Raw genomic sequence first — 15,015 nt, 5'->3', positions numbered from 1 at the left:
TCGTTGCGATAATTGCAACATATCTAGTCGCAGCTCAGGGTGGAGAAATTTCCACCCTTTTTTATGGTGAATAACATAATGGCAACAACTTCCGTGATCGAACAGATGCGTCAGCTTATTCAACTGATTGCAAAGCATAACCATGCCTACTATGTCATGGATCAGCCAACAATCTCGGACAGTGAATATGATCATTTATTTCACCAGTTAAAAGCTTTAGAAGAGCAATATCCTGATCTTGTTCAATCAGATTCACCAACTACAAAAGTAGGTGGACAAGCACTCTCTAAATTTCAAAGTGTGACTCATGTAGTTCCGATGCTTTCTTTGGGGAACGTTTTTAATCAAGAAGATTTATTCGCATTTGCACGTCGTGTTGAAGAGCGTTTGCCTAATCAAAAAGTACAATACGAAGTCGAACTAAAACTTGATGGTCTTGCGATTTCTCTTTGGTATGAAAATGGTGTGTTAATACGTGGCGTTACACGTGGTGACGGAGAAACTGGGGAGGACATTACGCAGAACGTTAAAACGATTCGTAATTTGCCTAAAGTGTTACATTCAGATCACTTTGAAATTCCACGTTTGCTGGAAGTTCGTGGTGAAGTACTTATGCCAAAGTCTGGTTTTGAAAAACTCAATGCTGAACAGGAAGCCAAAGGCGATAAAACATTTGCCAACCCGCGTAATGCCGCAGCTGGTAGTTTAAGACAGCTCGATCCTAATATTGCTGCGGCTCGACCTTTAGCATTTTATGCTTACGGCATCGCTCAATGTGAACCTAATCATGGCTTAACTACCATGCATGACAGTCTGCAATGGCTCACAAAACTTGGATTTGAAATTGCTGAACGTCAATATCTGTGTAATTCAATTCAAGAAGTACAGCAACGTTATGAGCAAATTCAGCAAGAACGTTCAGATCTACAAGTTGAAATTGATGGGATGGTTGTAAAGGTTGATGACTTAAAGCAACAACAACAACTTGGTTTTTTAAGTCGTGAACCACGTTGGGCAACTGCTTATAAATTCCCTGCACAAGCTGCATTAACTACAGTTGATCAGATTGACTGGCAAGTAGGGCGTACAGGTACTTTGACTCCTGTAGCGCGTTTAAACCCTGTATTTGTGGGAGGAGTTACAGTTTCCAATGTAACTTTACACAACATTGGTGAGATCCATCGCCTAGATGTACGTGTTGGTGACACGGTGAGTGTTTATCGTACAGGCGATGTTATTCCTAAAGTAGAAAAAGTTTGGCCAGAGTTCCGTCCTGTTGATGCTGAAGTTGTACATTTACCTGAAAACTGTCCTGTTTGTGCCTCACCAGTGGTAATGCCAGAAGGGGAAGCTTTAGCACGTTGTTCTGGTGGACTGTATTGTGCTGCACAGCGTATTGAAGCGATTCGTCACTTCGTATCACGTAAAGCTCTAGATATTGAAGGTCTAGGCGATCGTTGGGTAGAGTCTTTATTACACCTCGATTTGCTCAAAGATGTTGCCGATATTTATCATTTGCACGAACACCGAGAAACTTTACTCGGGATTGAAAAAATGGGCGAGAAATCGGTACAAAATCTGATTGATGCCATTGAAGCCAGTAAAAAGACAACGCTTGCGCGTTTTATTTATGCTCTGGGAATTCGTGGGGTAGGTGAAACAACAGCTAGGATGTTAGCCAATACTTTCCAAACTTTGGAGGCGCTTAAAGCTGCTGATGTTGAAGCTTTAAAGAAAACACCAGATGTTGGTGATATTACTGCCGAGTGGATTGCTGACTTTTTCTTGGCACCGCACAACATTGAAGTGCTTGATCGCTTAATTGCAGCAGGAATTCATTGGGATGCACCGACTGCACCAACACGACAGCCATTAAATGGCGAAAGCTGGGTGTTAACGGGCACATTAGAGCAAATGACCCGTGATCAGGCAACACAAATGCTACAAGCATTAGGTGCGCGTGTAAGCGGTAGTGTATCGAGTAAAACCAAATGTGTTGTTGCGGGCGAGAAGGCTGGTTCGAAATTAGAAAAAGCAGCAAAACTAGGTATTGCTGTTATGAATGAGACTGATTTCTTATCACTTATGGCAAGCTACGGGCAGACTTTAAGCGAATAGATCTACCGAAATAAGAACCATTGATTTTAGTTACAAATTTATAAATTGATGGTTTGAGCCATATTTTAACGCTTGTCTGGACTTATAAATTGGACAAGCGTTTCTTTTTGCAGAGGAAATTTAAATAACTTAAACTGCAAATGCGTATGTTTCTCATTTTAATTTGATAAAAATCATAAACTTAACCATTTTTTGTTTTGCAATCACTTTTAAGATTGCCCATAATAGTTCTCATACGATAGGAGATTTATTATGCGTGGCAATCCAGAAGTCATAGACTATTTAAATATGCTCATTGGCGGAGAATTGGCTGCCCGTGATCAATATCTAATCCATTCTCGTATGTATGAAGATTGGGGTTTAAATAAAATTTATGAACGTATTGATCATGAGATGCAAGAAGAAGCTTCTCATGCTGATGCGATCATTCGCCGTGTATTGTTTTTAGGTGCTAAACCAAATATGCACCGTGAAGATATCAATGTTGGTACAGACGTTGTATCTTGTTTAAAAGCTGATTTGGCGCTTGAATATCATGTTCGTGAAAAGTTGGCGACAGGTATCAAACTTTGCGAAGAGAAGGGCGATTACATTAGCCGTGATATGTTGCGTCAACAATTATCAGATACTGAAGAAGACCATACATACTGGTTAGAAAAGCAATTACGTTTAATTGAGTTGATTGGCTTGCAAAACTATATTCAATCTCAAATTTAATAAAAAACCCAGCTAAGGCTGGGTTTTTTTATTGGCTCATTTTAATAAAATGAAGTCTTGACTTAGATGTTGATTTTATCAAATTGAACATATTCAAAGCCTTACTATATAAGGCTTTGGCAGTTACAAAAAAGTCAGAAAAATTGTATCACACCCCCTGTTTTTTTTATGGAATTGTTTATAATTTCGCCAACAAAACCCTTGCCTAGAAATTTAATGAGGCAAGGGTTTTTCTATGGAAAATCAGTTGGTATGGATCGCCAATGATTTTATGGTGAGTTCGCGAAATATGTTATTTACCAAACCTGCTGTTTTAGATACAGCTACTCTCCTAAGCACACAGCGTCTTGCAACACGACTAAGCTTTTTTAGCTTAGGTTTTGCGACTGCAGCTTGGGCACCTCTTATTCCTTTTGCACAGCAGCGTTTAAACCTAAATCATGCCGATTTTGGTTTACTTTTGCTGTGTATGGGTATTGGTTCAATGATTGCTATGCCTGCGACTGGTGCTTTAGTAAAGCGCTGGGGATGTCGTCCGTTAATTGCTTTGGCATTGATGCTGTTAATGGTTTTATTGCCTAGCCTTACGATGTGGAGCAGCATTGTGACGATGGCTGTAGCATTGTTTATTTTTGGATCGGCAGCAGGATGTCTTGGAGTAGCTATCAATTTACAAGCAGTAGTTGTTGAAAAACATAGTGTGAGAGCTCTTATGTCTAGCTTCCATGGAATGTGCAGTCTTGGTGGCTTAACAGGCGCTATGCTTGTGACAGCATTATTGGCAGTAGGTCTTTCACCCTTAATGAGTACTTTATCAGTCGTTATGATTTTGCTTGTTATTGGTGGTGTTGCGATTCCATCTTGTTTAACGTCTTTTGAACAGGACGAAAAGCCACATGAAGATACCACTCAAGCGCCCAAAAAACTTTATCGTCCTGATGGCATTATTCTGCTTATTGGTATGATGTGTTTTATCGCCTTTTTATCAGAAGGTGCAGCAATGGACTGGGGTGGTATTTATTTAACAAGTAAATATCAGCTTAATCCTGCTTTTGCTGGTTTAGCTTACACTTTCTTTGCGCTTAGCATGACGACTGGTCGTTTTGCAGGTCATATCTTGCTTAAGCAATGGGGTGAAAAAAATATTGTGACTTATAGTGCAATTGGAGCCGCTATTGGTATGGCTGTTATTGTAACGGCACCAGTGTGGCAAGTGGTTGTATTAGGTTATGCACTATTAGGATTAGGTTGTTCTAATATTGTACCAGTGATGTTTTCTCGTGTTGGTCGACAAAACAATATGCCTAAAGCAGCAGCACTTTCTTTAGTATCAACAATTGCCTATACAGGTTCATTAAGTGGACCAGCTTTAATCGGTTTAATTGGGGAATGGACTGGTTTAAGTACGGTTTTAACAGGCGTCGCTGTATTACTATTTATTATTGCTTTACTTAACCGCTTTACATTAGTAAAGACAAATTAATTTATAAATAATAATCACCAAATAGCGAACATCGAGAAATTAAATTTCTCGATGTTCTTTTATTTAGATTTATAAAACCTGATAAATAGATTGATAATTATCTTGTAATAATCGCTGAGGCTTCATTAGTAAAGTTGGTGTCTTTTCTAAATCATCCAAGAAATTATTTCGCCACTGGGTAAGATCAGATGATGTTAATCCCTCTATCAATTGTTGATAACGATTAATACGCTCAGCTTTAGACATTTCTAAAGCCATTTTTAAAGCATCCATCATTGCCGCTCTATCTTGCGGGTCAACAATCAAGGCTTGAGACATTTGCTCAGCAGCACCAGCATATTTAGATAAAATGAGCACACCTGGATTTTCTGGGTCTTGTGCCGCAATATATTCTTTAGCCACTAGATTCATCCCATCACGTAGTGAACTAATCCAACAAATATCTGAATGACGATAAATGTGCATGAGATTATGGTGTTGTACCGTGTCATAGCAGCAATCTACAGGTCTCCAGTCTTCATGCGCAAACTCTTCGTTAATTAACTCCAGCTTGGTTTTAAAACGTTGATATAAGCGTTGATAAGCTGGAATATCGGTACGAGAAGGGATCGCCACTTGAAGATGTCGAACTAAGCCATGATATTCAGGGCTGGTTTCCAAAAAGGTTGCAAATGCATTAAATCTTTCGAGCAAGCCTTTCGAATAATCAATACGATCAACCCCGATAATTGTTTTTTGACGTGGTATTTCCTCAAAATTAAACACAGAAGAGATCGCCAAATCTTGTTGGGCTTGCTTTTGTATAATTTCGGGCTGAACACCAATTGGGTATGACTTAATTAATATTTGACGTTTCTTGTAGCTAATACTGTTACTTTGTATTTTCTGAGCTTCGAGTAAATTTAGACAAGTCTGCATACATGCATTTTGATCGATTTGGGTTTGTAAACCAATAACATCATATTGACTCAAGTCTTGAATTAATTCTCGGCCCACTGGAATTTTGCGCCAGATATTGAGGCTAGCAAATGGTATATGTAAAAAGAAACCAATTTTATTTTGCATGCCTAATTCACGGCAGTAACGCGCTACACTAAAAAAGTGATAATCGTGTATCCAAATAAGATCTTCAGGTTGAGCAAGCTGTTTTAACTTTTCAGCAAACAAACGGTTGACCTTTTGATAGGTCTTATATTCTTCTGCATCATATTCAATTAGATCATCTCTATGATGCATTGCTGGCCACAAAACTTTGTTAGCAAAACCACAATAATATTGGGCATATTGCTGATGAGTGAGGGGACAGGTAATGTAGTCAATTCCTTGAGAATAAGCCTGCTCAAACTCTGGCGCTTCGCTATCGGTAATTTGCTGCCCATTCCAGCCTAACCAGATGCCGTTACTATCATTTAGTGCATCTTGTACAGCTACAGCAAGACCACCTGCTGAAGCTTTACCTGATGGCATACTTATTCTGTTCGATAATACGATTAATTTAGACATAATTTTTCTCCGTTCTGATTTTGGCTATTTTTGACATATAAGCTTTTTATTCTGTTTTGAAATAAAAGAAGAAAATCCGCGACACTATTAATATCTTTTAATCTATATTTAGCTTGTGTTTCGCCCGGACCTACTTTAATACTAAGGCCAGATTGCTGATTAATGTAAGTGAAACCAGATTCATCTGTTAAATCATCACCTATAAAAATGGGTAATACAGTAGATAAATTAAGATGATTTAATATGGTTTCAATTGCTTTACCTTTATCAGCTTGGTTTGGAATTAATTCAACAACAAATTTTCCTCTATTTATTTTTAAGTGGGGATAATTGAGATTAATTTGCTGCATAATATTAATAGCATTATTTTCTAAATTAGGATTTTTACGATAATGTAAGGCAATAGAATATCCTTTATCCTCAATTAATAATTCGGGATATTTATCACAATTTTTGATAATATCTTGTTTTAATTTTTTGAAATTAATACTGCTTAAATCTGGTCGAATATAATTTCCTGAATCAAAATAAATATCTAAACCATGTAAAGCAGCAATTGGAACTTCAATAGAATGTAGTAGTTTGCTTGCTGTATCTACATCACGACCTGTTACAGCAATAACAGGTATATTTAATTTAGTAATTTTTTTTATAACATCTAATGTAGTTTGTGGAATAAAACTATGCTCAGGATTAATTTGAAAGGGTGCTAATGTGCCATCAATATCCAAAAATAAGCAGTAATTTTTATCTAAAGATAAGTTATTTATAATATCGTTGGGTGTAACAAAAGATGTATTTTTTTCTCTCCTATCAGATATTGTGCTTTGACTGTTCATATTAGCCTTCCTAATACTTTTTGATCAATAATTAATCTTCTAGCATTAAAATGAATTGATGAGTCATTTCTTTTAATAAAAAAACATAAGTATTAACATTAATTACATTGCATAATGGATTTATAGGCGAAGTGTGGAGTATGTTGTTTTTTGATTGGCTTCAATGTTTAGATAATTAATTTTTTGTATGTTTACTATGAATAATGCTGGTCTTATTTATCAATATATTTCAGAATATTATCTTATTATAAATGCTTAATTTTATGCTCTAGAGTTTACTTTTTATATTGATTTTAAAAGATATTTTAAACCGATAGTATTATATAATCCTTATAAAGTTGGCTTTGGACAAGCATATGAAGTTACAAAATAAAATTTTATTAATTACGGGCTGGGGAGTAGGCGTGGAACCTTTGCAATCTCTAAAATTGCATTTGGAAAAAAAGGGTTTTGAAACTCAACTTATTAATATTTTTAATGTTTTAGACAGTAACTTTCAAGAACAGGTGGATTTAGTGTCTGAGGTTGATGTTGTAATAGGTTGGTCTTTAGGTGGACAGTTAGCAACTCAACTGGTTAATACTTTTTATGAACAAACAGAGCAAACAAAAACTTTAATTACGCTCGCTTCAAATCCTTGTTTCGTTGCGCACACTGATTGGCAAACTGCTATGCCTGCTGATGTGTTTAGTAAATTTAAAGCTTCTTTTTTTCAAAACCCACAAGCCACTTTAAAGCGTTTTTATTACTTAATTACACTCGGTTCATCTCAGGCCAAACAAGATTGGGTAAGCATACAAAACATAGCAAATCCGCCTTCAAGTGAATTGCTATCAGAAGGTTTGCAAATGCTTGAGCAACTAAATTTGGTAAATAACTTAAAAAACTATCTAGGTCCGCAGCTTCATGTGTTTGCCGAGCAAGATAATGTCATTCCTTGCAAAATTATTGAAAATTTCAAGGATATCGTGACAGAAAACATGACTTATAAAGTATTAGAAGGCGCTACTCATGCTTTTCCATACCTAGAAGTGGACCGAACAATTGAAGAAATCTGCCAATTTTTAACAATTCATCAGCAAAGTTAATAAGCTTTGGTTGATCTCGCAATTTTCTTTCATTCTTAACAGGTTTAACATGTGCTAAATGAAAGATTTAATTGCTGTAAAAGGGTATAGAGGATGACCGATAATTTTGATTTGGAACATATTTGGCATCCATATACCTCAATGACCCAACCTTTACCAACGTTTAAAGTTAAACGTGCCTATGGGGCAACGATTGAACTAGATGATGGTAAGACTTTAATTGATGGTATGTCGTCATGGTGGTGTGTAATTCACGGCTATAACCACCCTGAACTCAATCAGGCAGTGACAGATCAATTACAGAACATGTCGCATATCATGTTTGGTGGTTTAACTCATGATCCTGCAATTGAACTTGGAAAAATTCTTTTAAAAATTACACCGCCAAGTCTCGATAAAATTTTCTATGCAGATTCAGGTTCGGTTGCCGTTGAAGTTGCTTTGAAAATGGCTGTGCAATTCTGGACAGCACAAGGCCAACCACAAAAAACAAATTTTATTACTACACGTTCTGGTTATCACGGTGATACATGGAATGCGATGTCTGTTTGTGATCCAGTGACAGGCATGCATCAGATTTTTGGTACAAGTTTACCGAACCGTCTTTTTGTAGCAGCACCGCAAACCAAATTTCATGAAGAGTGGAACCAAGAAGATATTGCCGAGCTAGAACAAGCTATTCAGCAAAATCATGAAAACCTTGCTGCACTGATTATTGAACCGATTGTACAAGGTGCAGGGGGGATGCGTTTTTATCATCCTGAATATTTACGTCAGGCGAAAGCACTTTGTGAACAATATAATCTGTTATTAATTTTTGATGAAATTGCGACTGGTTTTGGCCGCACGGGTAAGCTTTTTGCTTGGGAACATGCACAAGTTGAGCCAGACATTATGTGCATAGGTAAAGGGCTAACAGGCGGCTATATGACGTTATCTGCTACCTTAACGACAAAGCATGTTGCAGAAACCATTAGTCGCGGTGAGGCTGGGGTATTTATGCACGGCCCAACTTTTATGGCCAATCCACTTGCTTGCGCAGTTGCTTTAAAAAGTACGCAATTATTAATTGAGCAAGATTGGCAAGCTAATATTAAGCGAATTGAGCAACAGCTTAGCCAATATTTAACGCCTTTAAGTCAGCTTGATTATGTTGCTGATGTACGAGTGCTGGGTGCAATTGGTGTAGTAGAACTCACCTTTAATGTTGATATGAAAACTTTACAGCAACAATTTGTAGACCGAGGAATCTGGATCCGTCCTTTTGGGAAATTGGTTTATGTGATGCCACCATATGTCATTACTCAACAAGAGTTAAACGATTTGCTCGAACAATTGGTTGAAGTTGTTCAAACGATGCAGGGAGCGAATTAAGATGTCATTGCTTGATCATTTTGCTAACGAGTTAGATGAGTTAAAACAACAAGGTAATTTTAGACAATTTACCCAAAATGTGCAGCAGGGGCGTTTTATTACAATTCAAAATAAAACAATGCTCAACTTAGCTTCAAATGATTATCTTGGACTTGCGGCTGATCTCAATCTTCGTCAAGAGTTTTTAGATAGCTTACCGTTAGAGCGGAGCTATTTTAGTTCTTCATCGGCCCGTTTATTGACAGGTAACTTTGATGAATATGAACAGTTGGAAAATAGCCTAAGTAATGCATTTGGTGGTCGTTCGGCTCTACTATTTAATAGTGGCTATCACATGAATATTGGCATTTTGCCTGCTGTTGCTGATAGTAAAACTTTAATTTTGGCAGATAAGTTAGTCCATGCGAGCATGATTGACGGTATACGTTTATCTGGTGCGCAGTATGTGCGTTATCGACATAATGATTTACAGCACTTGGAACAACTCCTCCAAAAATATCATGATGATGACAAGATTGAACGAATCATTGTGGTCACAGAAAGTATTTTTAGTATGGACGGCGATGAGACGGATTTAGCTGCATTAGTCCAGCTTAAAAAACGTTTTGCTAAAACCATGTTATATGTCGATGAAGCACACTCAATTGGTGTTCGTGGTCAGCAAGGCTTAGGATGTGCTGAACAATATAATGTGATTCAGGAAATTGATTTTCTGGTCGGTACATTAGGCAAAGCATTAGCAGCAGTCGGTGGTTACATTATTTGTGATCCAATTATTAAAGATTATCTCATTAATAAAATGCGCCCACTTATTTTTAGTACTGCACAGCCTCCGATTGTTATGGCATGGGCAAACTTTGTTTTTCAAAAAGTATTAATCGCTCAATCTCAGCGTGAACATTTAAAAAGTATTAGCCAATATCTTCAACAAGCTGTTGTGCAAAAGGGTTATGTAAGCCCATCGACCAGTCATATTATTCCAGTCATTGTTGGAGAAAGTCAGGCTGCGATCGATAAAGCGAAATACGTTCAGGAAAGTGGTTTCTATGCTATGCCTGTACGTCCACCAACAGTACCTAAAAACAGTTCGCGTTTGCGTATTTCTTTAACGTCAATGGTGCAGCAACATGAACTTGAAGAATTGGTGAGTTTTCTGTGAGTTTGAATAAAAACTTGGTTGCCCAGCGTTTTGCCAAAGCAGGGCAAAGCTATTCAGAACATGCAATTGTTCAAAAACAAATTTGCCAAAATTTAATAGGTTTAGTTCAGCAGTTCTGCCCGCGTACGATGTCGCGTGTCTTTGAAATTGGTTGTGGTTCTGGCAATTTAACTCGTCTTCTTGCTACATTTTTTCAGTTTGAAGAGTTAATTTTGAATGATCTATATGCAGATGTGCAGCAGCACTTTAGTCATCAAGAAAATTTAAAATGGTTGATTGGGGATGTTGAAACTTTAGATTTTCCCCTGCAGCTCGATATGATTGTTTCAGGTTCAGCTTTACAGTGGATGCAAGATTTACCGCACTTGCTCGAACGTTGTAATGAGGCTTTAACTGAGCGAGGTTGGTTGTGCTTTTCAACCTTTGGATCTAGAAACTTATTAGAGATTAAAGAATTAACAGGTCAAGGTTTAAATTATTGGTCAGTTGAAAATTGGAGTAGTGCCTTAACTCAGGCTGGTTTTGAGATTTTATATTTGTCAGAATCAGAAACGCAACTCTATTTCGATTCACCTAAAGATGTGTTACAGCATTTAAAAGCAACAGGTGTAACAGCAACTGCTCAGCATCGTTGGACTAAGCAAACTTTACAACAGTTTTATCAAGATTATGAGCAGTTTAAGTGTGCCGAAGGATATTCCCTAACGTATCATCCGATTTATTGTATTGCCCGGAGAATGAAGTAAATGAGTGGTCAGATCTATTTTGTGAGCGGGATTGATACCGAAATTGGTAAAACCTACGCGACAGGTTTCTTAGCAAAATTATGGACTGAGCAGGGTAAAAAAGTGATTACCCAAAAACTCATTCAAACAGGTAACGCTGATATTTCTGAGGATATTGAAAAGCATCGTGAAATTATGGGGCAGGGCTGGTTTCAAGAAGATCATGACAAGCTAACCATGCCTGAAATCTTCAGTTATCCTGCTTCACCTCATTTAGCAACTCGTCTTGATAACCGAGAAATTGATTTTCAAAAAATTGAAAATGCGACCCAAACTTTGGCAGAGCGTTTTGAAATCGTATTGCTGGAAGGTGCGGGAGGCTTAATGGTGCCATTAACCACTAGTCTGCTGACCATTGATTATGTCGCTCAGCATCAGTTTCCTGTTATTTTAGTAACATCGGGCCGTTTAGGAAGTATTAACCATACTTTACTTAGTCTTGAAGCACTTAAGTCTCGTGGGTTGAAGTTGCATGCCTTGGTTTATAACCTAAAAGATGAATCAAAAGATCCATTAATTTCTCAAGATACTTCAAATTTTTTGAAAGATTATTTAGCTATTCATTTTCCTGAAGCTAAATGGATCGAATTGGCGAAAATGAATTAAGTTAAACATGCTATAAAAAAACCGCTCAAATTTGAGCGGTTTTTTTTACATCTTTTTAATATCTTAGAATTTCTTCGAACCGCGGTTAAAACCAGTCGATTTACGTTGGTTCCCTGTATTAACAGGAGCTTCTTTTTCATCATCACGACGTTGTTGACGTAAGTATCCGCCACGACGCGCAGCCATTGGTTTTTCAGTCATACGATCAGTACGGCGTTTTGCCATACCAAATAAACCTGTACCTTGACGTGGTTTTAACTCAACCGATTTGGCTAAGTTGTCGATGTCAGTTTTGTCGAGTTCCATCCAACGACCAGTACGTAATTCGCGCGGTAAAATAACTGTGCCGTAGCGTGTACGTAATAAACGGCTTACTTTAAGATCTTGCGATTCAAAAATACGACGTACTTCGCGGTTACGACCTTCTTTTACTACAACTTGGTACCAGCGGTTAATACCTTCACCACCAATTTCAGAGAATGATTCGAATTTGGCAGGGCCATCTTCGAGCTCTACTCCGTTGACCATGTTTTGGCGTAGTTTTGGCGTTACTTCACCCATTACTCGAACAGCGTATTCACGTTCGATTTCATTAGATGGGTGCATTAAGCGGTTAGCAAGTTCACCATCATTTGTGAATAGTAATAAACCAGTACTGTTAATATCCAGACGACCTACCATTACCCAGCGGTCATTGGCAATTTGTGGTAAATGATCAAATACGGTTGGGCGTTTTTCAGGGTCATTACGTGAACAGATTTCACCCTCAGGCTTATAATAAATCAGTACACGACGACGAATTTCGTCTTCAATCTGAAACTGAACTTTACGGCCATCAATGCGTAATTCATCGCCTGGTTCAATGCGCTCACCCACTTGGGCAACACGACCGTTTACACTCACGCGTCCTGCGGCAATAACCTCTTCCATATATCGGCGGGAACCTAATCCGATTCGCGCTAATACTTTTTGCAATTTTTCACTCATGACAGCACAACCTTAGACATAATGATCAACAGTCCACCTCTTTATGATTTCGGTGCATTTGCATCGAGAGCCATAAAGGCTTCCTTGGCGTTCTGTAGGGGAGGCAATTGGCCTAGAGAGGCTAGACCAAAAGCATTCAGAAACTGAGGCGTTGTAATTAGCAACGCAGGTCTTCCGGGTAAATCTCTAAAACCGGCTTCTTTAATCCAGTTCCAGTCAAATAGTGTTCTAAGAATCTGACTATTATTAGATACACCACGAATTTGTTCAATATCAGCTCGGGTAACCGGTTGATGATAAGCAATGACAGCCAGGGTTTCTAGTAATGAAGGCGACAGTTTTGTTGGTCGCTCTGGCCAAATTTGCGCAATAATACTACGATATTTAGATCTTACCTGAAAGCGAAACCCTTGTGCTGTTTCAATCAGCTCAATAGACCGACCATGTTGCAATAGCGCGAGCTGTTGCAAGAGCTGACGAAGCTGTTGTTTATTATATTGATTGTTAAATGCTTCTTTTAAGCGGGCAATTGAAACAGGCGCTTCACTGGCAAAGATAATTGCTTCAAGTTGTAATAAGACTTCATGATGTATGTCAGCTAATGACAAATCACTATTATTTTGTTCAAAACTACTCATATTGAAGATCCTTGAATTGCTAACGGGGCTTCAATACCAGTGGCAATAATTTTAATTTTCTGTTGGCGAGTCAATTCTAAAACTGCCATAAATGTAACAACCATTCCCATACGACCTTGCTGGGGATTGAGTAATTCTTTAAAACTTAACACGTCACCAGACTCTAATTTCTCTTCAATATATGCAATACGTTCTTCGAGTAAAACAGGTTCTTGAGCGACAACATGGGTAATAGGTTCGGGGCGATTAAATACACAGAACAACGCATCATGTAGCGCTGAGATATCGTAACCTTCATAAACAGGAGAGATATGTCCCAAGCTTACATTGGCACTAAATGTATCGCGCTCAAGAATTGGCATTTGACCTAAACGCTCAGCTGCTTGCTTAATGCGTAGATAGGTTTCAAGACGATCAATAAGCTCCTGCTTAGGATCTTTTTCAATACTTATAATTGTAGGTTTTGGTAGAAGTAGGCGAGACTTCAAGTCAGCCAATAAAGCAGCCATCACCATATAATCTGCTGTCAACTCGATATTTAAAGATTTCATGCTATCCATATAGGCCAAATATTGAGTCGCTATAGGAGCAATATCGAGTTGAATTAAATCGAAACCGTTTTTCTGAATCAGATAAATTAAAAAATCTAATGGACCTTCAAACCGCTCGAGCAAAATCTCAAATGCAGCTGGAGGTATATAGAGATCTTCTGGAATTTTGTCATGCCACTCATCTAAAACACGGATGTGTGGAGCGTCTTCCATGGATTGATGAAGTGATTGATTCATTACGATTATAAGCCACGCGAATTTTCAAAAGCATGAGACTTGTTATTCAAGTCCTAGACAGCTGTAAGTAGAAGAACAGCAGATAGTGAAAATCATTCTAAATGAATTGTGTCTTTTAATAAATTACTTAACGACTAAAGTGTAAAAAAAATCCAAAATAAATAAAGAGTATTTTTTTGAGTGATAATACTTTTTTTTAAACTATTGGTAAAAAATGTAAGTGCTTATTCAAAAGCACTTACATCGCCAACACCACGGCGGATAATTTCAGGATGTTCGCCCGATAAATCAACGATACTTGTACTGGTCAAGGTACCAAAACCTCCGTCAATAAATACATCAATTCGTTTATCTAACTGATTTTCAATATCGTAAGGGTCATCTAGAGGGTATTCTTGTCCTGGTAAAATTAATGTACTGGTGAGTAGAGGTTCGCCAAGTTCTTTTAATAAAGCCTGACAAATTGGATTACTTGGAATACGTAAACCAATCGTTTTCTTTTTAGGATGCATCAATCTACGAGGAACTTCACTTGTTGCAGGTAAAATGAACGTAGTAATAGCCGGTGTATTCGCTTTCAATAAACGATATGTCGCATTATCAACTTTTGCATAAGTTGCAATATCAGATAAGTCACAGCACATAATGGCATATTGATGTTTAGGTCCTAAGCCACGAATCTGTGCAATACGTTCCATGGCACTTTTATTACCGATTTGACACCCAATTGCATAGGCAGCATCGGTAGGGTAGACCACAATATCTCCTGCTCGGATACGTTCAACCGCTTGGGCAATGAGGCGTTGCTGTGGATTTTCAGGATGTACATGTAAATGCATCATATTTTAGAGACTCCATCACGCCAGTGTTAAAAATAATTATTAGGCTTTTTAAATGGCCTAGGCAAGCAATTAACGTAGCTTTTTTGTC

14 protein-coding genes are annotated in these 15,015 nt (G+C 37.8%); 8 read left to right on the top strand and 6 right to left on the bottom strand.

What is annotated here, in order from left to right:
* Positions 1-78: 78 nt before the first annotated feature.
* From ligA to H7R46_RS14595, 3 genes are all read left to right on the top strand, one after another.
* Positions 79-2,118, top strand: coding sequence for an NAD-dependent DNA ligase LigA (ligA, locus tag H7R46_RS14605; protein ID WP_005071003.1), 2,040 nt, complete (start codon positions 79-81; stop codon positions 2,116-2,118).
* Between the two features lie 252 nt (positions 2,119-2,370).
* Positions 2,371-2,835 (top strand): heteropolymeric bacterioferritin subunit Ftn, encoded by a 465-nt coding sequence (gene ftn, locus H7R46_RS14600; protein WP_001214863.1) that lies wholly within the window; start codon positions 2,371-2,373, stop codon positions 2,833-2,835.
* Between the two features lie 289 nt (positions 2,836-3,124).
* Positions 3,125-4,318, top strand: coding sequence for an MFS transporter (locus H7R46_RS14595; protein ID WP_078225478.1), 1,194 nt, complete (start codon positions 3,125-3,127; stop codon positions 4,316-4,318).
* Between the two features lie 69 nt (positions 4,319-4,387).
* Here H7R46_RS14595 and H7R46_RS14590 read toward each other — a convergent pair whose 3' ends face one another.
* Together H7R46_RS14590 and otsB are read right to left on the bottom strand one after the other, a co-directional pair.
* A complete protein-coding gene (locus tag H7R46_RS14590) occupies positions 4,388-5,821 on the bottom strand; it encodes an alpha,alpha-trehalose-phosphate synthase (UDP-forming) (protein WP_005070999.1) in 1,434 nt (477 codons plus the stop codon).
* Positions 5,809-6,660 carry a trehalose-phosphatase gene (otsB, locus tag H7R46_RS14585; protein ID WP_005070996.1) on the bottom strand — a complete coding sequence of 284 codons (852 nt, stop codon included), beginning with the start codon at positions 6,658-6,660 and terminating at the stop codon, positions 5,809-5,811. The genes H7R46_RS14590 and otsB overlap by 13 nt, the downstream gene beginning before the upstream one ends.
* Before the next feature lie 356 nt (positions 6,661-7,016).
* Between otsB and H7R46_RS14580 the strand changes: the two genes are divergently transcribed.
* The 5 genes from H7R46_RS14580 (at position 7,017) to bioD (ending at position 11,672) form a co-directional block, all read left to right on the top strand.
* Positions 7,017-7,748 (top strand): alpha/beta fold hydrolase, encoded by a 732-nt coding sequence (locus H7R46_RS14580; RefSeq protein WP_005070994.1) that lies wholly within the window; start codon positions 7,017-7,019, stop codon positions 7,746-7,748.
* A 93-nt stretch (positions 7,749-7,841) separates the two neighbouring features.
* Positions 7,842-9,122, top strand: coding sequence for an adenosylmethionine--8-amino-7-oxononanoate transaminase (gene bioA, locus H7R46_RS14575; RefSeq protein WP_005070991.1), 1,281 nt, complete (start codon positions 7,842-7,844; stop codon positions 9,120-9,122).
* Between the two features lies 1 nt (position 9,123).
* Positions 9,124-10,281 carry an 8-amino-7-oxononanoate synthase gene (locus H7R46_RS14570; RefSeq protein WP_086260951.1) on the top strand — a complete coding sequence of 386 codons (1,158 nt, stop codon included), beginning with the start codon at positions 9,124-9,126 and terminating at the stop codon, positions 10,279-10,281.
* Positions 10,278-11,027, top strand: coding sequence for a malonyl-ACP O-methyltransferase BioC (gene bioC, locus H7R46_RS14565; protein ID WP_005070987.1), 750 nt, complete (start codon positions 10,278-10,280; stop codon positions 11,025-11,027). The genes H7R46_RS14570 and bioC overlap by 4 nt, the downstream gene beginning before the upstream one ends.
* Positions 11,028-11,672, top strand: a complete 645-nt coding sequence (gene bioD, locus H7R46_RS14560; RefSeq protein WP_005070985.1) for a dethiobiotin synthase — start codon at positions 11,028-11,030, stop codon at positions 11,670-11,672.
* Positions 11,673-11,735: 63 nt separating this feature from the next.
* On the opposite strand, the gene rluB is transcribed toward bioD, so the two are convergent.
* The 4 genes from rluB to H7R46_RS14540 all read right to left on the bottom strand — a co-directional run bounded on the left by rluB (position 11,736) and on the right by H7R46_RS14540 (position 14,927).
* Entirely contained in the window at positions 11,736-12,659 is a 924-nt protein-coding gene (gene rluB, locus H7R46_RS14555; protein WP_002120431.1) for a 23S rRNA pseudouridine(2605) synthase RluB, read from the bottom strand.
* 41 nt (positions 12,660-12,700) lie between these two features.
* Positions 12,701-13,297, bottom strand: a complete 597-nt coding sequence (gene scpB, locus H7R46_RS14550; RefSeq protein ID WP_002120355.1) for an SMC-Scp complex subunit ScpB — start codon at positions 13,295-13,297, stop codon at positions 12,701-12,703.
* Entirely contained in the window at positions 13,294-14,085 is a 792-nt protein-coding gene (locus H7R46_RS14545) for a segregation and condensation protein A (protein WP_017387236.1), read from the bottom strand. The genes scpB and H7R46_RS14545 overlap by 4 nt, the downstream gene beginning before the upstream one ends.
* A gap of 224 nt (positions 14,086-14,309) precedes the next feature.
* Positions 14,310-14,927: an L-threonylcarbamoyladenylate synthase gene (locus tag H7R46_RS14540; RefSeq protein WP_005070980.1), complete on the bottom strand. Its 618-nt coding sequence runs from the start codon at positions 14,925-14,927 to the stop codon at positions 14,310-14,312.
* Positions 14,928-15,015 lie beyond the last annotated feature (88 nt).

It is taken from the genome of Acinetobacter sp. BEC1-S18-ESBL-01 (assembly GCF_014169935.1).
GTDB classification, from domain to species: domain Bacteria; phylum Pseudomonadota; class Gammaproteobacteria; order Pseudomonadales; family Moraxellaceae; genus Acinetobacter; species Acinetobacter pittii.
The sequence above is the reverse complement of the archived record's forward strand: the minus strand, read 5'-3'. Positions and strand labels throughout refer to the sequence as shown.